The organism is Pedobacter sp. PF22-3 (genome assembly GCF_026239555.1).
Taxonomy (GTDB): Bacteria; Bacteroidota; Bacteroidia; order Sphingobacteriales; family Sphingobacteriaceae; genus Pedobacter.
In genome coordinates, this window is record NZ_JAPIVP010000003.1 from 38,468 (window position 1) to 64,140 (window position 25,673).

The 25,673-nt window shown below is 43.9% G+C and carries 6 protein-coding genes; all 6 read left to right on the forward strand.

The features are described 5' to 3' along the window. Genes OQX63_RS05190 through OQX63_RS05215 form a run of 6 tightly spaced genes read left to right on the forward strand, consistent with a single transcriptional unit; the run spans window position 1 to window position 25,667 of the window. Window positions 1-8,808, forward strand: a complete 8,808-nt coding sequence (locus tag OQX63_RS05190; protein WP_265849823.1) for a non-ribosomal peptide synthetase — start codon at window positions 1-3, stop codon at window positions 8,806-8,808. A 28-nt stretch (window positions 8,809-8,836) separates the two neighbouring features. Next, a complete protein-coding gene (locus OQX63_RS05195) occupies window positions 8,837-9,922 on the forward strand; it encodes a cupin-like domain-containing protein (protein WP_265849824.1) in 1,086 nt (361 codons plus the stop codon). Between the two features lie 2 nt (window positions 9,923-9,924). Then, entirely contained in the window at window positions 9,925-11,784 is a 1,860-nt protein-coding gene (asnB, locus tag OQX63_RS05200) for an asparagine synthase (glutamine-hydrolyzing) (protein WP_265849825.1), read from the forward strand. 35 nt (window positions 11,785-11,819) lie between these two features. Further along, complete coding sequence (locus OQX63_RS05205; RefSeq protein WP_265849826.1) at window positions 11,820-14,957, forward strand: amino acid adenylation domain-containing protein; 3,138 nt, start codon at window positions 11,820-11,822, stop codon at window positions 14,955-14,957. Between the two features lie 16 nt (window positions 14,958-14,973). Beyond that, window positions 14,974-20,742, forward strand: coding sequence for a non-ribosomal peptide synthetase (locus OQX63_RS05210; RefSeq protein ID WP_265849827.1), 5,769 nt, complete (start codon window positions 14,974-14,976; stop codon window positions 20,740-20,742). After that, window positions 20,742-25,667 carry an aminotransferase class V-fold PLP-dependent enzyme gene (locus OQX63_RS05215; protein ID WP_265849828.1) on the forward strand — a complete coding sequence of 1,642 codons (4,926 nt, stop codon included), beginning with the start codon at window positions 20,742-20,744 and terminating at the stop codon, window positions 25,665-25,667. The genes OQX63_RS05210 and OQX63_RS05215 overlap by 1 nt, the downstream gene beginning before the upstream one ends. The last annotated feature ends 6 nt before the right edge of the window (window positions 25,668-25,673 follow it).

A 25,673-nucleotide genomic window follows, 5' to 3' on the forward strand; every position in this document is an offset into this window, starting at 1 on the left:
ATGGAAGCCCTACTGAGTAAATTAATTGAGCTTGACATTTCTTTGGAAGCCAGTGGCCTGGAGCTGAATATTTATGATCCGGGCCGTAACCTGACGCCGGAGCTGCTTCACTCTATTAAAAGCAAAAAAAGTGAATTACTGTCTTTATTGCAGGATGCGGGGGGGCAGAATTTTGATATATCCATCCCACGCATACCGCTTCAGGATGCTTATCAGCTTTCTTACGCGCAAAAACGTTTGTATTTTCTGTACCGGTATAATCAGGATGCGGTGGCCTATAATATGCCAAGGGTAATGGAACTTGAAGGCGAATTAAATATTGAAAAAATAAATGAAACTTTTCAAACCTTAATACATAGGCACGAAAGTTTGCGCACCTTTTTCGAAATGGAAAGCGACGGGCCGGTACAAAAGATTAAGAAAAATGTTTCTTTCCGGATAGATTATACCATAGCAAAACCAGATCAAACAGCAGCATTGATTCGTGACTTTGTGGTGCCTTTCGATCTTTCGGCTGCACCACTCATGCGTGCCCAACTTTTAAATATCGGGAAGGATAAGCATTTGTTACTGCTCGATATGCACCATATTATTGCCGACGGTGTATCTCAGCAGGTGTTGGTTAAAGATTTTATGGCGCTTTATAACAATGAAGTGCTGCCACCGCTACAGCTTGATTTTAAAGATTATGCGGCATGGCAACAAGATAGCGGGCGGGAGGCCGACATACAGAAACAAGGCGCATTCTGGATTAATGAATTTTCAGGTGAATTGCTTCCTCTTGATTTGCCGCTTGATTTTCCAAGGCCATCGGTTATGGACTATGAAGGCGGCATCCAGGAATTCAGGATCGATGGTTCTGAGGCAGAAAGTTTAAAACTTATGGCCGCTGCCAATGGCACAACACTCTTTATGGTTATGCTGGCTGCATATAATGTTTTATTATCCAGGCTCAGTAATCAAAATGATATTGTAATCGGCGTACCTACTGCAGGCAGAAAATATACCGGTTTGGAAGATGTCATCGGCATGTTTGTAAATACCCTGCCGATACGGAATCTGATCGATACCGACCTCAACTTCAGGGAACTTGTGGCTGCCGTAAGTATGAAAACAATGGCCTGCATGGATAACCAGGATTATCCTTATGAAGAACTCATCGATAATCTCAAGCTGGAAAGGGATGCAAGCAGGAATCCGTTATTTAATGTGCTGTTCGATTTTTTAAGTTTCGAACATGCCGTTGTAGCCATTCCGGGTCTCAATATTAAGCCCTACAGCAGTGATCACAGGGTTTCAAAATTTGATCTTACGCTGTATGCCTTTCAGGATGGTGATGCAATCGTGCTTCAGGTAGAATATGCCAAAAGCCTGTTCAAAGCACAAACGATCAGCCGGTTTATCGGGTATTTCAAACGTATTATATCAGCAATCACTTCACAGCCTGATATTAAAATAAAGGCCATACCGGTGCTGCCCCAAATTGAAATGCAGCAATTGCTTTTTGATTTTAATGATACACAAACTAATTATCCGGTAAATGCCACAATCATTTCCTTATTTGAGGAACAGGTGAGGCAAACACCGGATAAAATCGCCCTCATTTACGAAAACCGGGAATATACTTTTGATGCGTTGAATCAGCAGGCTAACTACCTGGCAAAAAAAATACATGAAACCTATGGCGTTGTAACAGGAGATATTGTTGGCCTTGCAGCAGACCGTTCAGCCTTAATGATTGCAGCAATGATGGGTATACTCAAGGCTGGTGCCGCTTATGTACCGGTTGATCCTGCCTACCCGCAGTTGAGGAAAGAGTATATTTTAAATGATAGCGGCGTCAAGGTATTGCTTACTGATAACGAGGCCCATGTTCCGGTTGGTTTTACCGCACCGGTACGGCTATTGGAACATTGGGAAGAAGCAGTTGATGAAAGCAACCCTCCGCTTGCGGCAGCTGCATCAAATCTTTGCTATTTAATTTATACATCGGGGTCAACCGGAAACCCTAAAGGCGTGATGATAGCCCATGATAATGTGGTGAACTTTTTTACCGGTATGAACCAGCGTTTGCCTGTTAGTTCAAATGACTGTATGCTTGCACTTACCAGTACTTCATTCGACATATCGGTACTGGAAATTTTTTGGACCCTCTGCCAGGGGGTTAAAGTGATCGTGCATCCTTCACACCTTGCCGTAAACGACCTGACCCGCTATCTGCCGGCTGAAAAATCAGTTACTGATTTCAGCCTCTTGTTTTTCTCCAGTTATGATCATGAAGATGCCAACAAATACAGAATGGTGTTGGATGCCGTAAAGTATGCAGATAAAAATGGCTTTAAAGCAGTATGGACGCCAGAACGTCATTTTCATGAGTTTGGCGGCCTTTATCCTAATCCTGCCGTTATGAGTGCAGCACTGGCCATGGTTACCGACCGGATTATTTTAAGGAGCGGGAGCGTGGTTTCGCCCCTGCACGATGCCGTTCGTATTACAGAAGAATGGTCGGTGGTGGATAACCTCTCTAACGGGAGGGTGGAAATTTCATTTGCATCGGGCTGGAATCCCAATGATTTTGTATTAAACACAGCTTCTTACTCCGACCGGCAACAAACCATGTACAGGCAGGTGGAGGACGTAAAGAAAATGTGGCGCGGCGAAACAATAAGTCGTTCGAACGGATTGGGTCATCTGATTGATATCCGGGTATATCCAAGGCCGGTGCAGCCGGATCTGCCGGTTTGGATCACATCGGCCGGTAATGAAGAAACTTTCAGGAGTGCGGGAAGTATCGGGGCTAATGTACTTACCCATTTTCTGGGCCAGGATATCGAAACGCTTTCTCATAATATCAATGTTTACAGGGCTGCCAGAAAGCAGCACGGGCATGATGGTGCAGGTAAAGTGGCGCTGATGCTTCACACCTATGTTGGAGAAGATATTGACGAGGTGGAGAAACTGGTAGAGCAGCCGTTTATAGCTTATCTGAAAAGTGCTATAGGCTTAAGCAGGATTCTGCATGAAGAGGCCGGGCTGACAGAAGCCGGTTTATCGGAAGAAAGAAAAGCTACGATCCTAAAGAATGCTTTTTTACGATACTATAAAACCGGGTCGCTTATCGGTACCCCAAAAACATGTGCCGAAACCGTGCGCCGGTTGAAGAAGGCAGGGGTTGATGAAATAGCCTGCCTGGTTGATTTCGGTTTAAGTATCGGGGATGTAATGAACGGCCTGGTTCAGCTGAAATCAGTTAAAGAAATATTCGACGGGCAGGATAGAAATGAAGATCATCCTGTAACCCTGCTTCAGTCAACGCCATCTTTTATCCAGCAGGCACTGGAAAATTCGGGCTCAGTTGATTTACTCCGTTCGTTACGGCTGTTGATGCTCGGCGGTGAAGCTGTTCCTTTAGCCCTGGTACGTCAGCTCCAGCAGCAAACCCGGACATCCCTGTACAATATGTATGGTCCCACAGAAACCACGATATGGTCATGCGTAAATGCTTTCGAAACCGGTATTCAAAAAGTACTGGTTGGAACACCTATCGCCAATACGCGGCTTTATATATTGGATAAAGCACTGCAACTGGTGCCCATAGGGGTAGTGGGCGATCTTTATATTGCAGGCGATGGCTTATCGCGGGGTTACTGGAAAAGGCCTGCGCTTACCGCAGAAAAATTTATAGCCAACCCTTACCAGCCCGGCAGCCTCATGTATAAAACCAGCGATCGGGCCAGATGGCAGGAAAATGGTACCGTTGAATTGCTCGGACGGGAAGATGACCAGGTAAAAATACGCGGGTACAGAATAGAGCTGGGGGAAATAGAAAACGTATTAAGTACTTTTATTGGCATTAACGAAACCGTGGTAACTGCCAGGGAAGAAAACGGAACACGCCTTTTGGTGGCTTATTATACTGCTGACCAAAAGATAGATACCGCTGCATTAAGAAAACATCTCCTGTTGAAATTGCCGGAATATATGGTACCCACTTATTTTATGGCTCTCCATGCACTCCCGCTCACACCGAATGGAAAAATTGATCGTAAAGCACTGCCGGCCCCGGTTGCTGAGGGCGATACTGATTATATCCCCCTGGCGACCGAAACGGAACATAAAATGGCTGCATTGTGGGCAGATATCTTAAAAATCGATCTGAAACGGATTGGCTCATCCGGTGATTTTTTTAAACTGGGGGGGCACTCCCTTAATGCAATGATGCTGCTCGGTCGTGTAGAGCAGGCATTTAATAAAAGTATTCCGCTAAAACAGCTCTATCACATGGCTACCTTGCGCGAAGTAGCCGCTTATGTAGATGAGAATGGCGGCGGCAACAAGGAAATCGCGGCATACCGCATTCCCGTAGCGCCTGTTCAGTTATCATATCCATTATCATCCCAACAGAAAAGAGTTTACTTCCTGCACCAATTGGATCCTTTATCGCTGGCATACAATGAAACCGGCATATACCAGTTGCAGGGAGAGGTTGATCAGGACAGACTAACGACAGCCTTTCGGCAACTGTTACAACGACATGATATTTTACGCACCTGTTTCGGTGTTGAAAACGGGGAACCATACCAGCGCATTGCCAGGCATATCAATTTCACCATTGAAAGGGTAGAGGCTAAAAATGATATCCAGGAAGTGTTAAACAGATTTGTACAGCCTTTTGATCTGATGCAGGCACCATTAATCCGCGTGGGGCTGGTAACACTGGTGGCGAACCAGCATATATTGCTGGTAGATATGCACCACATTATTACCGATGGTGTATCTAAAAACCTGTTGCTGGGCGACTTTATTGCGCTGTATAAGCAGGAAAAACCGGAGGTGCCTTCATTGCAGTATAAAGATTATGCGGTATGGCAACAAAGTGCGGACCGTCTTGATCTGATTGCACAACAAAAGATTTTCTGGCTGAAATTATTTGCGGAACCGGCACCTGTACTTTCACTGCCAACTGATTTTCAACGGCCCAGGATCAAAACCCAGGCAGGTAAAATGCTCGCTTTTACACTGGGCACCAAGGATACGGAGCGGTTAAAGCAGATAGCCTCAGACGAAAGGACGACCCTGTATATGGTGTTGCTTGCCATGTATAACATATTGCTGGCCAAGCTAAGTAACCAGGAAGATGTGGTGGTTGGTACACCCACGGCTGGCCGGCTTAATGTTGAACTGGAAGGTATGATCGGCATGTTTGTAAATACATTGGCATTGCGTAATCAGGTGATAGCAGAATTGCCGTTTAGTACGTTTTTAGCTACGTTAAGTACCAATACCATAGAAGGCCTTGATCATCAGTTTTATCCATATGAAGATTTGGTTACCGACTTGCGTTTACAGCGCGATACCAGCCGTAATCCATTGTTTGATACTTTTTTTGTGTTCCATAATTTTGAGACCACAGCATTTGATATTCCTGGTTTAACGCTCCGGCAGTCGGAACGGATAAGCCACCGCTCTAAATTTGACCTGACCCTGGAAGTATTTGAAGAAAACGGACAGATTGCTCTGAATTTTGAATATGCAGCAGAACTTTTCCTGGAGGAAACCATGAACCGATGGAGAGATGCTTTTCTGATGATCGTGGATGCAGTTACTGCCAACCAGCGCATTCTTATTGCAGATATTGAGCTGTTAACTCCACATGAAAGTGCCTTGATTAGCAATGTTTTTAATGATACCGCTAAAAGCTATCCTGAAGAGGAAACACTGGTTTCTATATTCGAAAAACAAGCTGCGGATACTCCTCATGCCATAGCGGTCAAATTGGAAAATGAAATTTATACCTATGCCGAGCTGAATAGCGGCGCGGAAAAAATGGCCGGGTATCTCCAGCAATCGGCCGGATTAAAAGGAGGTGATTTAGCTGGTGTATTGCTGGAGCGTGAAGAAGCCCTCATGCCTGCACTGTTTGGTATACTGAAAACTGGCGCGGCTTATGTACCTATTGATACCAATGCCCCTGCTGAACGTATTGCAGCCATCATTAAGGATGCCCGGATTGAAGTGCTGATTACCAGACGTAAATACTTAAATGATATCCTGATTGATTGCCAGATAATTAACCTGGATGAGGCATGGGATACGATTATGGCCGCTAATACAGCCGTTACCCTGACCCGCCCGTTACCGGGCGATTTGGCCTATGTCATTTATACATCCGGCTCAACTGGTAAGCCAAAAGGGGTAATGATTGAACACCGTTCCGTTGTAAACCGGATATCCTGGATGCAAAATACTTACCCGATTTCGCCTGCCGATACTATTCTCCAGAAAACACCACTTTTTTTCGATGTTTCTGTATGGGAGCTGTTCTGGTGGTCGTTTACGGGTGCTTCAGTGTGCCTGCTACCGCCGGGAGCAGAAAAAAATCCTGATGAAATCATTATTTCCACCAGGAAACATGATGTAACTGTGATGCATTTCGTACCCTCTATGCTGGGGGCTTTTCTTACAGCAGTAAAACCACAACTGCTTTTACAGGATCTGGCAAAACTTCGCTTGGTATTCAGTAGCGGTGAAGCTTTGCGTACTGAACATGCAGAACAGTTTAATACGTTGCTCAACGCCCCTTTCGGTACTAGGCTCATTAATTTATATGGCCCTACAGAGGCCACAGTAGATGTTTCCTATTACGAATGTTTACCCGGCAGGAGCGAAGACAGCATCCCGATCGGGAAGCCCATTGATAATATACAGTTGCATATTATAGATGGCCATAATAAAATACTGCCAATAGGCGTACCTGGCGAGCTTTGCATAGCCGGGGTAGGCCTGGCAAGAGGATACCTTTATAATGAGGTCCTTACCAAAGAAAAATTTATCGATGCACCTCATCCAATTGGCACAAGGTTTTATAAAACCGGCGATCTGGCCAAATGGTTGCCCGATGGTAATATTGTTTACCTGGGCAGAATAGATAACCAGGTAAAGATACGGGGGTTCAGGATAGAACTGGGCGAAGTTGAAACCTGGCTGGGCCGGTACAATGGCATTTCTGATGCCGTGGTTGTTGTGAAAGAGAAAAATAATGAAAAACAACTGGTTGCCTACTACACATCAGATAAAAAATTAGATGCAGCCGACATTAAAAAATACCTTTCAGGGAAATTACCTGAATATTATTTGCCCGCTCATTATTTGCAAATGGATAAATTACCGGTTACCCGTAACGGTAAACTGGATGCAAAGGCACTTCCTGATCCGGTGATTGGTATAAAAGATGGCTACGCAGCGCCTGTAGGTGAAACACAGCATAAGCTAACCGTGATATGGGCAGCTGTATTAAAAACAGAAGCTGCAGCCATAAGCGTACAAACCAGTTTTTTTGAATTAGGTGGTCATTCACTTAGCGGTATTAGCCTGATAAACAGCATTAAACAGTCGTTTAATACAACTATAGGACTAAAAGATCTGTTTACCCATGTAACCATTGAACAGCAGGCCTTACTGATTGATCAAAGTGCCAGAAATATTTCCGATCCGATTACAAAGGTTCCGAAACAACCCTATTATGTGACCTCTTCTGCCCAGGAAAGGCTGTTTTTTGAACACATGTGGCTGGATCAGAAAATAACCGGCAATATCGTGGTGGTATATGAGGTGAAGGGAAAGCTGGATGAAGGAAAGCTGCAAAAAGCCTTCAACCGGTTAATTAACAGACATGAATCTTTGCGTACCGGGTTTTTATTTCAGGGGGATGAAGTGGTACAGCAGGTACAGGAAGCGGTTTCTTTTGCATTACACGATTTCGGATCAAGGCCCTATTCTTCATTACCGGAGGTTGTTAAGGCTTTTGCACGTCCCTTTGATCTGGATAAACCGCCTTTGCTGCGCTGCGGTTGGCTAAAGCAGGAAAACCTGGGGAGTTATCTACTGCTCGATATCCATCATATTATTTGTGACGGCATCTCATTAAATATTTTAATGAATGATTTTAAACACTTATACCAGGATATTCCACTTGATCCCTTGCCGTTGCGGTACGTTGATTATGCCGTATGGCAACGCGGGCAGGCTAAACACCTGGCCGCACAGGAGTTGTTCTGGGCAAAACAATTTACAGGTGAATGGCAGGCTATAGACCTGCCTGTACTGAAAGATCGGGAGCTGGTAACCATTTATGAGGCAGATCAGCAGGTACTGCCTGTTGATCGTAACCGTGTAATACAAATCAAAAAGCGATGTGCCGAAGCGGGTGTATCGGATTTTATGTTCATGCTCACGCTTTATTATATCCTCATCGCTAAAATATCAGGTAAAACCCAGATCCTGATCGGTACCGATACCGAAGGCCGTTCTCAGCCGGGTTTGGAAAATATAGTAGGAACATTTGTAAATGTATTGCCCCTGCAGGTGCAGGTTGATATCGCTGCTGATTTTAATCAAATCCTCACGAAGGTAAAAAATACCCTTCTTGAGGCGCTTGAAAACCAGGATTACCAATTTGATCAGATGCTGGCCCTGTGGGCAACACAGCATAACGGTAAGTTGGTGGAGGTATACTTCAGTTATTCCAATTTCTTCGATCAGGATACCCGGTTGAAGGAGCCAGAATTTTTGCCGGTATCCTTTTCAAAACAATCTGCCAATACCCGTTACGAACTGGAGCTGAATGTTGTAGAAAGTGATAAGGGGGAGATTCACATTAACTTTTTATACAGCACTGACTTGTATGATAGGGATACCATTGACCTGTTCATGAGTTATTACTGCCAGATACTGGATAGCGTGCTGCAAAATCCTTCAATAACCATCAGCCACATTACATTGGGGCCTGCCGGTAAATCAAATTTTTAATCGACAACTTAATTAAAAGCCATAGTTCATGAAAAAAGAGCTCATCAAAAAATTGTATGCACAAATGGCCGGTGGGGCGTATCCTGATCAGCATTACGGAACCTGCAGGATCATACTGGAAGATGAAGAAGGCAGCTGCCAGACAGATATCAGTTATGAAAACCATAGCCTGCACCTGGCTGAAAGCATTTCAGGCTCACCCGAGGCCATGGTGAAAATGCATCCGGCACTGTTATCGGAAATTCTGGCCAACACCGATAAATTTGATTTGAGGGATCCATTGGTTTTGTCGCAGATCGAAACCAACGGAAATCTTTCGCTCGCCAGTTTTCTTTTTACCCTTGTTAAAAGACCGTCTCAGGAAATCGCCGGCCTGATGGAAAGGACCGAAAAATTAACAGCAGGCTACAGGGAAAAAATTACGGAAATAAAACGTATTCACCAGCCTGCTGAAGCCGAAGTTATTCGCTTAATGAATGAGTCGCTGCCGTTTGTGGTTACCGGAGCCATAAACAACTGGCCGTTTGTATCAAAAAGCCTCAAAGAGATTAAGGCGGAATATGGCGATGCCGACCTCCGCCATAATATGGAAGAAGGCAGGGCCGAAACACTGGGCGACTTTATTGAAAAAATGGAAAATAATACCAATGAAACGGTGTATACGTTTGGCTGTCCGCTTCCGATAGCAATATGGGCTGATATTGAGCTTCCATTTTTTGACTGGGATTCCGTTACCTCTCCGCAGATATGGATGGGAAAAAAAACGGGAGAAAAACCCTGCACCACCCTGCACCGCGATTGTACGCATAACATGCTTGCCCATGTATCGGGAAGAAAAAAAATGATTCTCTTCTCTCCTGATCAATCAGATGCTTTATATCCCGTACCTGCATTTAATACCTTTCAGCCCTGCAGTGTAAGCGATGTAAAGCAGGTGGATCTTGGCCTTTTCCCTGCATTTGCAAAGGCAAAACCAATAGAGGTTACGTTGGAACCCGGCGAACTCCTTGTAATACCTGCCTTTTGGTTCCATTGTGTATACGCCATAGACGATGTTTTTTCAATCAGCTTCGGTTTATTATGGGATGCATTAAATAGAACTAAACTCAATTAATTATGTGCGGAATTTGTGGCTTTGTAAAGCACCATCAGGAGGTAAATGAAGCAGATGCGCTGATTGTTAAAAGGATGAACAGTAAACTGTTTCACAGGGGGCCTGATGCTCAGGATATTCATCTGTTTGATCAGGTAGCACTCGGCTTTAGCAGGTTAAGTATCATCGGGCTAGAAAATGGCATGCAGCCCATGTATAATGAAGATGAAACACTGGTGCTCATCTGTAATGGCGAAATTTTCAACTATATCGAACTTAAAGAGCAGCTCATTATCCGTGGACATACCTTTCGTACGAATTCTGATGTGGAGGTGATTCTTCATTTATACGAAGAACAGGGCATGGGTTTTTTAAACCAGTTGAATGGTCAGTTTGCTTTTTCCATCTACGACAGGCGTAAGAAAACCATGTTTTGCGCCAGAGACCAAATGGGAATTATCCCTTTGTTTTATACGGTGGTAAACAACACCTTTATTTTCGGTTCGGAAATAAAGGCCATTTTGGAACATCCGCTGGTTGTTCGGGAGGTTGACCTTACTGCGCTCGATCAGATATTTACCTTTGCCGGTTTGATCAGTCCGCGTACGATGTTTAAAAACATCAGCAGCCTCGAAAACGGCTGTTACCTGCGTGTAGATGAAACAGGGGAAGTGGCCAAGACTGAATACTGGGACCTTATTTTTCCCGAGGGCGAAGTGGTGATGAATGGGAAGGCCGAAAGCTGGTATGTTGATCAGCTTGAACAATTATTCGATAAGGCCATCCAGTTGCGTTTAAGGGCCGATGTTCCTTCGGGCTTATACCTGAGCGGCGGACTTGACTCATCCATGATCGCCATGAAAATGAAACAGCTGGCACCTGAGGTTACAAAAGATGCTTTTTCGATCGATTTCATAGATGCCAGGCACTCAGAATCCCATTATCAAAAGCTTATTGCCAAAGAAAGTAATACCCGTCTGAATCAGAAAACATTTTTTGCCGATGATATTGTTGAAAAACTGCAGTTATCGATTTATCATAGCGAATGTCCTATCAAAGAAACCTATAATACCGCTTCACTTTCCTTATCTGAGGCGGTGAGGGCTAAAGGCATCAAGGTAATCTTGTCCGGCGAAGGAGCTGACGAATTTTTTGCCGGATACGTGGGTTACCGTTTTGATAAAATGCGTGAGGCAAATTTTATAGAAAACCAGGCCAGCACGGCTGAAAAAGATCTTCGCAAAACGGTTTGGGGAGATGAGAACTTTTTCTACGAAAAAAACTTTCTTGAATTTGATGTAATCAAAAAACGTTTGTACAGCAAAGCCATTCGTGATGATTTTGATGTTATTAACTGCCTTAACCATCAACTGATTAACAGGGAAAGGATCCAGAAACTGGATGTACTAAATAAAAGGGCTTATATAGATTACAAGATCAGGCTGGTAGATCACCTGGTTTCTGATCATGGAGACAGGATGGCACTGGCTAATTCTGTTGAGGTACGCTATCCGTTTCTGGATAAGGACCTCATCGAATTTTCGACCAGAATACCTTCATCGCTTAAGCTGAACGATTTTACGGAAAAATACATCCTTAAGCAAATGGCCAGCCGTTTTGTGCCTAAGGAAGTATATGAAAGGGAAAAATTTCACTTTATAGCCCCCGGTAGCTCTTTTCTGCTGCGTAAAAATATCGACTATGTGGAGCACTTGCTCTCTTATGAAACCATTAAAAAACAAGGATATTTTGACCCCGATGAAATAGAACGGCTGAAAAAATTATACCGGCAGGACGGATTTACCATTAATGAGCCTTACGAGAGCGATCTGCTGATTGTGGTACTGACATTCGGTATTTTTCTAGACCACTTTTTTAACTAATCATTATTCATTAAACGCCGCATCAAACAAAACCTATGACATTTCAATCAAAATTAAACAGATCATTACAATCCAACCGCGACAGGGTAGCCATTGAATATGGAGACCGGAAAATAACATACGCTGCTCTGCAGGCAGAGGCAAATACAGTTACCGCTTATCTGCTTGAGCGCAAAACGCCGAAAGAAGCTGTTATAGGCATTAGTGGACTGGAACGTAGCGATATCATTGCGGCAATGATCGGGGTGATTAATGCCGGATGTGTGTTTGTGCTGCTTGATGAGGCATGGCCTGAAAACCGGCTTAACCTGTTATTGAAAGAATTGAACCTGAACGGATTGATCACGTCAGCGCAACATAAACTTCCCGAAAAAGTAACATCGCTTTGCAATGAAATTATGCTATGGCAGCAGGTGCAGGAACATCAACTTGCCGGTAAAGCAGTTACGCAGGCGCTTACTTACAGTGAAGACGATAGTTTATATATTTATTTTACTTCCGGCTCTACGGGAAAACCAAAAGGGATAGTTGGCAGAAACGGTAGTCTCCTGCATTTTTTAAACTGGGAGCTGGAAGCATTTAACATTAAACCTGATTTTAGGGTAAGCCAGTTTATCAGCCCTTATTTCGACGCATTTTTACGGGACGTTTTTGTACCCCTTTTCGCTGGGGCCACACTTTGTATTCCGCCATCAGAACAGGATTTTTATACGCCTGAAAAACTCATTCCTTGGATACACGACCAGCGCATTACAATCATTCATTGTGTACCCAGCATATTCCGTGTATTTAATCATGCTGCATTGCTTACCCAGACCCATTTCCCGGTATTGAAATATGTATTGCTGTCGGGCGAAAAAATAGCACCTGCAGAATTGGGCCGCTGGTATGATATTTTTAACGATCGTATACAACTGGTTAATTTATACGGGGCAACAGAAACTACCCTGATCCGGTCATGCTACCTGATCCGGCCTGAAGATGCAGCCACGGCAAGAATACCTATCGGTTTTCCTATTGCTGATACGGAACTGGCTGTGCTTGGAGAAGACCTAACCCCTTGTAACGTATTGGTACAGGGCGACCTGTATATTTTGTCAGATTATTTTACAAAGGGTTATTTGAATGATGCCTCACTTACACAGCAGAAGTTTGTGCCTATTGATACAGGCAACGGCCCCAGGATGTCTTTTAAAACGGGTGATAAAGCACGCATGCTTGCAAATGGCGTTATAGAACTGATGGGACGTGAAGACCGGATGGTGAAAATACGAGGCATACGCATCGAACTGGATGAGATCGAATATGTTCTGGCAAAATTGCCTTTCCTGAAAAATGGTATTGTGGTGAAGCAGGAAGATGAAAAAGGGAATGAATCACTCGTGGCCTTTGTGGTAAAGGCCGAAGATTCGGAAGAAATACCCGATATGGAAACTGCCGTGATCAGCCACCTACGGGAATTTTTACCTGCATACATGGTGCCATCCAGCGTAGTGCGGCTAACAGCGCTTCCATTGCTGGCAAGTGGAAAAATCGATTATAAATCGCTGGAAAAGGAACCGGGCAGCAGGCAGTTAACTGTTCCAGCCAATAAAACAGAAGCAGGCTTACTCGCAATCTGGAAAGAGATTCTCGGCGACAAACCGATCTCTGTTGACGACAGTTTTCATAAGATCGGCGGTAATTCCTTAAGTATTATGAAGCTTATCGGCAGAATTTATAAAGAGTATAACGTCAGGATAACACTGGGCGATCTTTTTAAAAACCTGACCATCCAGAAACAAGCTGTTCTGATCAGTAAATCAAATAAACATCACGCTTATGTGATTCAAAAGGCTGCTGTAAAACCATTTTACCAGGTATCGCAGGCACAGGAGAGAATGTATTATAACCAGCAACTTAATAAAGAAAGTGTGGCTTATAACCTGCCTATGGCCATGGAAATTAACGGCGACATAGACAAAACGAAACTGGAGCAGGTATTTCAACAGTTGATTAACAGGCATGAAGCATTCCGTACCCAATTCCTGATGAACAACGGAGAGGTGGTACAGGAAGTCAGAGAAAATGTTGATTTTAAAATGGAATTGATACACATTGATAGCGCAGCACTTCTCTATAAAACCATCGCAGAATTTAACCGTCCTTTTGAACTGGATAAAGCCCCGCTGATCAGGTGCGCCATAATCAGCAACAGCGAAGATAAAAATATATTGGCCGTTCATATGCACCACATTATCTGCGATGGTATTTCGCAGGGAAAATTGTTTGCCGAACTACTGGCACTATATAATGACGCGGAACTAAAACCGCTCAACTGGCAATATAAAGATTATGCAGAATGGGAATATGCCTTTCGTCAGTCGGAAGAATTTTTGTCACTCCGCGAATTCTGGCTCGGAAATTTTGAAGGAACGCTTCCTGTTCTTGAACTTCCGACAGCAAATATGGATACAACAGCGATCAGTGATCATGGTTCTACCACGGCTTTTGAGATAGAAAAAGAAAAGCTGGAACTGCTGCTTGCCCTTGTGGACCATGAAGAAATCACATTGTTCGCCGTTTTGTTTGCCTTGAATTACCTATTCCTATGGCAGATCACGGGTCAGGATGACCTTGTTATCGGTACTGTTGCTTCAGGCAGGATGCAGCATGAATTGGAAGATGTGGTAGGTATGTTTGTTAAAACATTGCCTGTGCGTTACAAGCTCGATGCAGATATTACTTTTAAAGAGATGCTCGCAGCCATTAACCAATTGCTGATTCAAGCCAACAGCAAACAGTGGTACGACCTGACAAATATTATTGCAGAACTGAACCAATTAAAAAAAGTGCCGGTAGCAAACCTGTTTGATGCCATGTTTGTGTACCAGGATGTGGAAGAAGGCATTCGAGGTGAAGGCGATGCACTGTTTACCCGCCTTCCGCAGGAAAATAGCGCAGCAAAATATCCTTTAACCTTATTTGCGGTAGATAACGGTCATTCTATAGGTTTTAAACTCGAATATCTCACCGCATATTTTTCTGCAGGCGACATCGATCTGCTAATCTCCCAGTTAAAGTTGCTGGCAGAAAAGGTGGCTCAACAGCCCGGAGCCCGTATTTCGGAAATATTTGGCAGCACCGAAAAATCTGCACAGGTGCTGGATGAGGACATCTCTTTTAATTTTTAATCATTAATTAAGCATTATGCTAAGCAAGTCGACACTGGATATAAAAGGACTGAAGGCCAACGGTAATTTTATTGCCCGAAATTATTGGAAAGAACGTTTGGAAGGCCTCCTGTTCAGGGCTTATTTTACAGGTGATAGTGCAGAGAATAATTCAGCCGGTAAGCAAAAGCAATACAGCAGTTTTACAGCTATTGCAGAAAGGGGAGAACAAGAAAAATTAAATCAGCTAGCTGCTTCGCCAAAAGCCAGGTACCTGGTTTTGCTTGCGGCACTGGCTATACTTGCGAAACGTTACGCTGCGGTTGATGAGGTTTGCCTGCTTACGGCATTGCCATCCGGTGAGGGCGCAATTAACCCCGATGAGGGAATTATTCCAGTGAGGATAAAAGCCGCACCTGGCGATACCTTCAGGCATTTGCTGGTGGATCTGAAAAACAACATATCCCTTGATTTTAACCAGGGAAATTACCCACTGAACAAAATACTGGCAACAATAAACGGAACTGGTCCGGGATTGCCGCTAACCGCCATGCTATTTAGTGAAATGCATGACCTAGACATACTGAACGAGCTTGAGCCGGATTTGCTGTTTTCATTCAGTACCGGGCCGGCACTTTCTTTAACTATCCGGTACAACGCCAACATTTACGATCAGCAATTGGTTGAATTGTTACCCGGACTCTATTTTAACCTCTTAAAGCAGTTGATTGATCAAAAGGATACTGACATTGAGCGCATTGAATTGGCCCCTGAATCTGAGCAGAAAAAAATACTGGATGTATTTAATCATACTACGCACCATTATCCTGCTGAAGAAAATATTGCTGCTATTTTTGAAAACCGTGTAAAACAGCATCCTGACGCGATAGCACTCATAGACCATGATAAACAATACAGTTACGAGAGCCTGAACAAGGCTGCCAACCGGTTGAGTTCATTTTTGCTGGCTCAACAGTTGGAATTGCAGAAACCTGTAGCCGTGATGCTGAACCGGTCGGCAGAATTTGTAATCAGTATTTTGGCCATCCTTAAAGCAGGTGGGGTATATATGCCTGTTAATCCTGCTTATCCTGCCGAAAGGGTAAATTATATGCTCTCCAACAGCAAAGCCGGCGGTTTGATAAGCACCCGGGATATCCTTAACGGTTTCGACATCAGCTATCAGGTTAACACCGTATTAATTGACCGTGACAAGGCTGAAATCAGCAGTCATGCAGTATTGAATCCTTCACCTCGCTATAATAAAGGTGTGTATGTCATTTACACTTCAGGTTCTACAGGAGAACCCAGGGGGATAACCGGCTTGCAAAAAGGACTGCTTAACCGGTTGCATTGGGGATGGGAAACATATCCCTTTGAAGCCAATGAAGTATGCTGCCAGAAAACAAATATCAGTTTTGTAGATCATGTAGCTGAAATTTTTTCGCCATTGCTTAAAGGGGTGCCGCTAGTGATAATCAGTGAAGATGAAACTTCGGATATATACCGTTTTATGCTTCGTTTAAAAGCGGCAGCGGTAAGCAGGCTCACACTGGTACCGTCGCTATTGCAGGCACTAGTTGCCGAAAAAAAAGAAAAACAGGTCGAACTGCCTGCTTTAAAGCAGGTAACCTGCAGCGGTGAAGTACTTACGGCCCAACTGGTGCAGGATTTTTACGGCACATTTACAGGAGTTAAATTATTGAATGTTTATGGCTCCAGCGAAGTAAGCGCAGATGTAAGCTGTTATGAAACATCCCCCAGCATATCCGGTAAAACAGCGAAAGGAAATCAGCATGTGCCTATCGGTAAACCGATGTACAACACCAAACTGGCTATTGTGAATAAAAATGATCAGTTACAGCCCATCGGTGTGCCTGGTGAGATCATTATTGCAGGTGATGCCGTGGTATCAGGTTATCATCATGATCCGGAGCTTACTGCCTTAAAATTCGGGAGTATCGGCTTTTTCCCTCAGTTGCCGGTTTTCCGTTCAGGCGATGTAGGCCGGTGGTTACCCGATGGTAATATCGAATACCTTGGCCGTTTGGATCACCAGGTAAAACTGCGCGGCATGCGCATCAGGCTGGGTGAAATTGAACAGGCTTTGCTAAGTTATAGTACCATCAGCGAGGCGGTTGTAGTTACAACAGGCGAAGGCAATGACCGTTACCTGGCTGCTTACTATAAAGCAGAAAAACCAGTAAATATACCTGCATTAAAAAAGCATATCCTCCATATCCTGCCTGATTATATGCTTCCTTCTTCCTTTAACTGGCTAACCGCCCTGCCATTAACGCTGAGCGGCAAAATTAATAGGTTTGCGCTGCCGGCACCACAAATGGAAACCGGAGAAGTATATGAACCAGCCAGCGGAGAGCTGGAGGAAAAACTCGTGGAGATCTGGGCGGCAATACTTAAAACTGATCAGGAAAAGATCAGCGTGAATGATAGTTTCTTCGATCTTGGTGGTCACTCTTTACGGGCTATGACACTTGTAAACAGGATACAGGGAGAGTTGGGTATGGATTTGTCCATAAAAAAAGTTTTCGAAAATAAAACCATCCGCAATTTAGCCCGGCTGCTTCAACATGCCGGTAAAGCCACCGGTTACATGCAGTTGCAGAAAACACCTGTAAAAAATTGGTATGCATTATCTACTGCGCAAATGCGTTTATACTATTTCTATGAACTGGACCGCCAGTCGCTTACCTTTAACCTGCCTGCTGTAGTAAAATTAGAAGGGATACTGGAACATGGTAAGGTAGAAAATGTATTAACCATGCTGATCCGGAGGCATGAGAGCCTGCGTACACGTTTTGAGGTGATTAATGGCAGGCCAATGCAGCAGGTGCTGCAGGATTTTACTTTGGATATCACTTATTTAGATAGCACAGAGCAAAATTTGCAGCAGATCCTGACGCAGTTTATCCGTCCTTTTGACCTGAGTGTGGCACCATTGTTCAGGGTTGGTTTGATTGCCGTTTCTGCGGAAGTACACTACCTGGTGGCAGACATGCATCATATTATTGCAGATGGTACTTCAGTAGGCTTAATTATCAATGATTTTATGGCATTATATGATGGCGTGGAACTACTGCCGCTTACATTTGACTATAAGGATTTTGCCGAATGGCAACAGGGAAAGACTTATCAGGATAAAATTGCCGTTCAGAAAGATTTTTGGATAAAAGAATTTTCAGCGCCGCTGACGCCGCTCGATATTCCGGTAGATTTTGCAAGGACCTCATCAACCGAAGGAGATTGGGTAGGTTTTGAATTGAATGAAACAGAAACATCAGCCCTGCGGGCCCTTGCAGATCAGGAAGTGGCCACAATCTCGATGGTGATACTGAGTGTGCTGACCATCCTGTTGAGTAAAATGTCTGATCAGGATGATATTACCGTAGGTATGGCCGTGGCCGGTAGAGAGCAGCTTGAACTGGAGCAGATGATCGGAATGTTTTCACTTGTACTGCCGTTGCGGGCACATCCATCGGGCAATCTTAGTTTCAGGGAATACCTGCAGGATTTAAAAGATACCTTTCTGGATACATTTGACAACCAGAGTTACCAGTATGAAGAGCTGGCCAGGGAACTTAATCTGGAACGGGACAGCAGCCGCAATCCATGGTTTGACGTAATGTATCTGTACCAGAATTTCGAAAGGTCTGCATTGGTGATACCCGGTTTAAAAGTAACACCCTATCAGGAGCAGAACGTTATTGCCCATGAAAAATTAAATCTTACGGTAAGTGAAAGCAATACCCAGCTTTTCTTCAGGCTGGTTTATTCCAAAGCATTGTTCAAAAGGGAGACCATTGAAAAACTGGCAGGTTATTTTAAAAGAATTATACGTGCGGTAAATGAAAATGCTGATTTAAAAATTGCTTCAATTGAGCTCATCAATACAAAGGAACGGCAACTTTTGTTACAATCGATCACTAACTTAAAACCTCAGCAAAGTGATACTTCTTTTGCCGCGGCATTTGCCCGGCAGGTGAGTAAAACGCCGCATAATATCGCCGTGCAGCACAATTATTCATCGCTTACATACATCCAGCTGGATACGCAGGCTAAAAAAGCAGCTTCTTTTCTGGCTGCCAATGGTGCCGCGGCCAATAAAAATGTAGCGGTACTATTACCACGCGGAATAGACCTGGTAATTGCAGCAACAGCTATTTTTTATTCAGGTGCAGCCTACATTCCCATCGATATCGATTTCCCTGTTCAACGCATGACGGATATGCTGCAAAGCAGCGAACCTGTTGTATTGATGACCACGCGTCAGGCCCTAGCCGCGGTACACGATATGGAAAATATAACAGCTTTAGCAACTGCAATTTTTTGCATGGAAGACCTGGTTAATTTGCCTGATGCGGACTTTAATCCGGTACAGCAAAACATTAATGACCTGGCGTACGTCATTTATACATCAGGCACAACAGGTAAACCTAAAGGCGCCATGGTAAGCCAGAAAGGAATGATGAATCACCTTTGGGCGATGATTGATATCCTGGGCATAAGCAGTAGTGATGTAATTGCGCAAACAGCTTCTGCCTGTTTTGATATATCAATATGGCAATTACTCAATGCACTTCTTACCGGAGGAAAAACACTGATTATAGATAAAGAAAAATTACAGTCTCCGAAATTGCTGCTGCAGCTCTTGCTGGAGGAGGAAATCACTATTTTCCAAACGGTGCCATCATTGCTTTCTGTTTTTCTGGAAGAGCTTGTACAGATAGATACCACGGCCTTGCCGCAGTTAAGATGGATGATTCCTACCGGTGAGGCACTTAGCGTGGCCCTTGTAAAAAAATGGCAGGAAATATACCCCGGTATTTCGCTGCTTAATGCCTATGGACCTGCAGAAGCCTCGGATGATGTAACCACCTATGTAGTGCCGCCGCCTGCCGAAGGGCAGCTTTTTATTCCGATAGGAAGGCCTGTGCAAAACATGCATGCTTATGTGCTGGACAAAAACAACAACCTGTGCCCACCGGGTGTTAAAGGTGAAATAAGTGTAGCCGGATGGGGGGTAGGTGAAGGATACTGGAAGGATCCGGAAAAAACAAATAAAGTTTTTGTACCTAATCCATTTATCGGCGATATCGGTGATCCGGCCTTTGCTGTGATGTATAAAACAGGTGATATCGGATATTACCTGGATGATTATAACCTCATCTGTTTGGGCAGAAGCGACGATCAAGTTAAAATACGGGGTTTCAGAATTGAGCCTGGCGAGATTGAAAGTATATTGCTTACTTATGCACCGATAAGGGAAATAAAGGTAATGGCCAGAAATTGGGCCGACAATAAATACCTTGTGGCCTATTATGTATCTGATGAGGCAATAGATCATACTGAATTGGAACAATACCTGGCCGATAAGTTGCCCCTGTATATGATACCAGCATATTTTATTCACTTGGAACAGTTCCCTGTAACACTAAACGGAAAAATTAATAAAAGGGCGTTACCGGTGCCTGAAATACAACAGGCTGATTTTAAAGCGCCTGAAGGCAAAACTGAGGAGCAACTGGCCTTGATGTGGGCAAATGTTCTGGGGCTTCAAACCGGGCAGATCAGTGCAGAAGCCAGTTTCTTTTCCATGGGCGGCCATTCGCTTAACGCCATTACCTTAATCAACAGTGTTTACAAACAGTTTAATGTTCAGCTTTCTTTAAAAGATTTCTTTATGAAACCCACCATCAGAAGTATGGCTGATTACCTGGATGCGCATCTCTGGCTAAAAAAAGAAAACCCTGTTACATCATCCACCAAATCAGAATTATTACTTTAATGGAAGTTCTTATACATAAGTTGAGACGCCACAACATTGATGTTGATGTGGTGGGCAGCCAGCTGAAACTGCAGGTGCCCGACGGATTGCAGGCAGATGATATTATTGCTGAAGTAAAGCAGCATAAAGAGGCTTTGATTGCATTTATTCAAAAGGCTAAAAGCGGGCAATTATCTGGCGAAATACCTGCTGCAGCCATACAGCCATCATACGTGCTTTCGGCCGCGCAGCAAAGGCTTTATTTTTTACAGGTGTTTGATCCTTCCTCATTGGCCTATAATATGCCGCAGGCCATCAGGATCAATGAGGAGCTGGATAACGAAAGGGTGGAACGTGCACTTAACAGATTAGTTAACCGGCAAGAAAGCCTTCGGACGTCCTTTGTGATGGCAGATGAGGAGCCCGGTCAGCATATTGCTGCAAACATCAGCTTTAAGCCTGAACATTTTGTGGCCACCGAGAAAGAAATTGATGTGATCATTAAAAACTTTATCCGGCCTTTCAACCTCGAAGAAGCACCCTTATTCCGCATTGGCCTGATCAGATTAATTGGCGAAGATGGCACTCCCTTAGGTGTTTCCGTGCTTCTTGCAGATATGCACCACATTATAACCGATGGTATTTCAGGCGACATCCTGATCAATGATTTTAATGCCATTTATCATGAAAACGAGCTGCCTGCATTACGATTACAATACAAAGATTATGCGGTATGGCAGCAGGGTAAAGCGCAGCAGGAAATCATTTCCGCCCAAAAAGATTTCTGGCTCCGGCAATTTAATGAGGAAGCTGCGGTATTACAGTTACCGGCTGATTTCCAGCGGCCGCTCCAACCTTCAAATGAAGGCGCACATTTATCTTTTAATATTGGTGCTAAAGAAACAACAGCGCTGAAAAGCTTATGTACAAGCAACGGTGTTACGATGTTCATGACGGTGCTTGCGGTATACAACATCTTGCTGGCAAAATTATCTAATCAGGATGATATAGTGGTTGGTACACCCGTGACCGGCAGAAAGCATGCCGATTTTGAACGTGTTATCGGCATGTTTGTCAATACCATCGCCATGAGAAACAAAGCCGATGGAACGCTGGGTTTTATAGATTTTCTGAACAGGATTAAAGCCAGTACCCTGAGCTGTTTCGAAAACCAGGATTACCAGTTTGAAGAACTGATTAATGAACTGAAAATCAAACGAGATCATGCGCGCAATCCTTTATTCGAACTTTTTTTTGTATATGAACATGCCAATGGAGCCAAAGCCGATACTTCCGGTTCGCCATACCAAGTATTGAGCAGCGGACTTACTGTAGCTAAATTCGACCTCACTTTGCTTGCGGTAGAAACGGAAGACCAGTTACTGATGCGTTTTGAATACCTCACCTGTTTATTTAAAAAGGAAACTATAGCCCGTTTTGCCGGGTATTTTAAGCAGATCATCACGGCAGTGATCACTAATCCCAACCTGACTATTGCTGAAATCGATATCCTTAGTGCAGAAGAAAAAAAGCAGGTGATACACGGTTTTAATCAAACCAGTTTTGCTTATACCAACGAAGGAAGTATCTGTGAATGGTTTGCCAGGCAGGTAGCAGCCAGCCCCGAACAGATTGCCGTTTATGAGGATGGACAAAGTACGAGTTATGAAGCATTGGATGCCAAAGCCAATGAACTGATAATATTCTTGAAGCAAAATAATTTACCTAAAGGTGCTGTTGTAGCCATATTACTGGATCGTTCGGTACAGGGTATTGCCGCAATATTGGCGACCATTAAATGTGGCGGTGCCTACCTGGCAATGGACATCAGCAATCCTGATGAAAGACTCAGTTTTATGCTGAATGATAGTGGTGTCGCCATTTTGCTTACCACATCTGCATTAATAGCCGGCAGGCAGTTGGATTGGAACGGCAAGACCCTCATACTGGATGATCCGTCAGCTTTTATTGCACAACCTGCAGTGCCTGTAACGGTACCGGCAGGTACACTTTACATCATCTATTCGTCGGGTTCAACAGGTACTCCGAAGGGTGTTGCCGGCAGTGAAAAGGCCCTGATGAACCGCTTAAACTGGGGCTGGGAGCAATATCCTTATCAGGCGGGTGAGGTTTGCTGTTTTAAAACCAATCTCAGTTTCGTAGATCATGTAGCCGAGCTCTTTAGTCCTTTACTTAAAGGTATACCGTTGGTTGTATTTCCGGATCATGTGGTCAGTAACCCTGAAGTATTAACCAATGCATTGATGGAACATCAGATCAGTAGGATAACCCTGGTGCCTTCTCTGCTTCAGTCGCTGCTACAGGTTAAAAAATACCGCAATCTCCAGCTTAATGCATTAAAGTATTTATTCTGCAGCGGCGAAACCTTGTCGATGCAGCTAGCGCAACAGTTCTGTAAAGAATTCGGGCAAGCCGTATTGGTTAATATCTACGGATCATCAGAAGTAGGCGCTGATGTTACCTGGCACCAGATAGACCGTTTTAACGTGGAAGAAGTGCTGGGTTATTTCAGGCATATTGCTGCACTTAACGATATTGAAGTGCAGGGCGGAGCCGATTTTACATCGGGGCACGTTGGGCTGGAAGAAATGGCTGCGCGGTTTACCAACAGTAATGTGGCAGAGTATCCTGTTCCGGTAAGCGAATATTACAGCATGCTCCGTAAAGATGTTATACCTTATACCATCAATACGGCATCGCCAACTTTTATCGGGCACATGACCTCAGTACTGCCTGATTATGTGCATGATATCAGCAAACTGGTTTCCCAGTTGAATCAAAACCTGGTAAAAGTAGAAACGTCCAAATCCCTTACCTTTCTGGAGCGGGAGGCCATAGCCATATTACACCGTCTCTTTTATAACCGGCAGGCTTCATTTTATAACCAACATATCCAGCAGCTCAATGCTAACCTGGGTATCATTACCAGTGGCGGTACCACAGCCAATATTTCGGCATTGCAATGTGCACGCAACAGGGCCCTGCTTAATCTTGTAAAAGATGAACGAACACTTAAAGAAAGCAGTGTACATGCGCTATTAAACACGCATGGTTATAATGATATGGTGTTGCTGGGATCCGGACTGATGCATTATTCTTTTAAAAAAGCCATGAGTATCATGGGGCTGGGTACAGGTAATATCATACTGGTTGAAAATAATGAAGATGGGGTAATGAGTACAAAAGATCTTCAGAAAAAGATCGATGAATGCAGGCAGAACCGGTTGCTGATCATTGCTATTGTTGGCATAGCAGGATCTACCGAAAGGGGCAGCATAGATCCGCTCGAAGAAATTGCGGTCATTGCCAGAAATAACCAGATCCATTTACATGTAGATGCTGCATGGGGTGGTGCGCTTATCTTTTCAGATACTCATCGTAATTTATTGAAAGGAATAGAACAGGCTGATACCATTACTTTTTGCGGGCACAAGCAGTTGTACCTGCCGCAGGGTATCAGTGTTTGTTTGTTCAGTGATCCTGACCGCCTTCATTTGAACGCCATTACCGCTACTTATCAGGCCGCTCCCAATTCATATGATACCGGCAGGTTCACTATCGAAGGATCAAGACCTGCATTGTCCATGTGTTTGCATGCATCACTTAATATTATCGGGAGAAGAGGCTATGAAATGCTGATCAACAGCAATATTAAAAAAGCGGAAACATTCGCTTCAATGCTCCGTGCATTGCCTTTTTTTGAGCTCATCAGCTGTCAGATCAACATTATCAATTATAGGTATTTACCTGTGGCTTATCGAAATAAGAAAATCAGTTTGGATAAAAACAGGCGCATTAATACCATTAACCGTGAGATACAGGAGAAACAATTTTTTCAGGGAGCCACTTTTGTTTCAAAAGCCGTAATTGTACAGCCTGTGTATGGAGATACCGTTGTTTTCCGCGTAGTGCTCTCAAATCCGCTTACCACACACGATGATTTAATCCGTGTACTCGAGAATCAGCTGCAAATTATCCGTGAATATTATCATGAAGATAACGAATTGCAGTTTAACGGACACCTGCCTGCAACGGATGATGTTTTTGAAGAAGATGACCACTACAGCATCAATAAAATACCCATTGGCAAACCTTTGCCTCATACGCAGATCTTAATTACAGATAAATACGGACAGGTACTGCCCATTGGTGTACCTGGAGAGATAAGTGTTGCAGGCTTGGGGCTGGCAAACGGATATATTGGGCATGCTGCTCATACCATCAATAAATTTGTAAAGCATCCTTACCAGGAAAATGACTGTTTATATCAAACAGGCGACCTGGGGAAGTGGCTGCCTGATGGCAATATTGAATTTCTGGGAAGAATAGATGGCCAGGTTAAAATACGCGGGTTTAGGATAGAACCCATTGAGATAGAACAAAGCCTTTGCCTGCACGATGCCGTTGAACAGGCAATTGTTATCGGTAAAGTAAAACAGGGAACCACTTATTTGATAGCCTATTATGTATCGCAGAAATCCATACCTGTAAATGAGCTTAAGGCATTGCTGCTTAAGCGCTTACCTGCCTACATGGTTCCGGCTCATTACGTCAGGCTAGAACAGTTGCCTTATACGCCGAGCGGAAAAGTAAACCGGAAGCTGTTGCCGGAAATCGAAGCGGGCGAAGTGATGCGTCATGTTTATGAAGCACCTTGTACCACCTTACAAAAACAGTTGGTTCTGGTATGGGAAAACCTGCTGGGTATTAACCGCATCGGAATCAATGATAATTTCTTTGATCTGGGTGGGCATTCTCTGTCGACCATCAGACTGGCAGCCGCCATAAAAAGAGAGATTGGTGTAGCCCTGCCCATCCATATTATTTTTCAGCTGGGAACCATTGCCCGTATTGCGCAGTGGATAGACCTTAACGACCCTGAAAAAAACGAAGAGACAGCACTTTACGACGAAATAAAAATATAACTGCAG

Excerpts from the sequence above, each read along its gene's own strand:
- OQX63_RS05190 (WP_265849823.1), top strand. The coding sequence starts at position 1 with ATGGAAGCCCTACTGAGTAAATTAATTGAGCTTGACATTTCTTTGGAA.
- OQX63_RS05195 (WP_265849824.1), top strand. The coding sequence starts at position 8,837 with ATGAAAAAAGAGCTCATCAAAAAATTGTATGCACAAATGGCCGGTGGG.
- asnB (WP_265849825.1), top strand. The coding sequence starts at position 9,925 with ATGTGCGGAATTTGTGGCTTTGTAAAGCACCATCAGGAGGTAAATGAA.
- OQX63_RS05205 (WP_265849826.1), top strand. The coding sequence starts at position 11,820 with ATGACATTTCAATCAAAATTAAACAGATCATTACAATCCAACCGCGAC.
- OQX63_RS05210 (WP_265849827.1), top strand. The coding sequence starts at position 14,974 with ATGCTAAGCAAGTCGACACTGGATATAAAAGGACTGAAGGCCAACGGT.
- OQX63_RS05215 (WP_265849828.1), top strand. The coding sequence starts at position 20,742 with ATGGAAGTTCTTATACATAAGTTGAGACGCCACAACATTGATGTTGAT.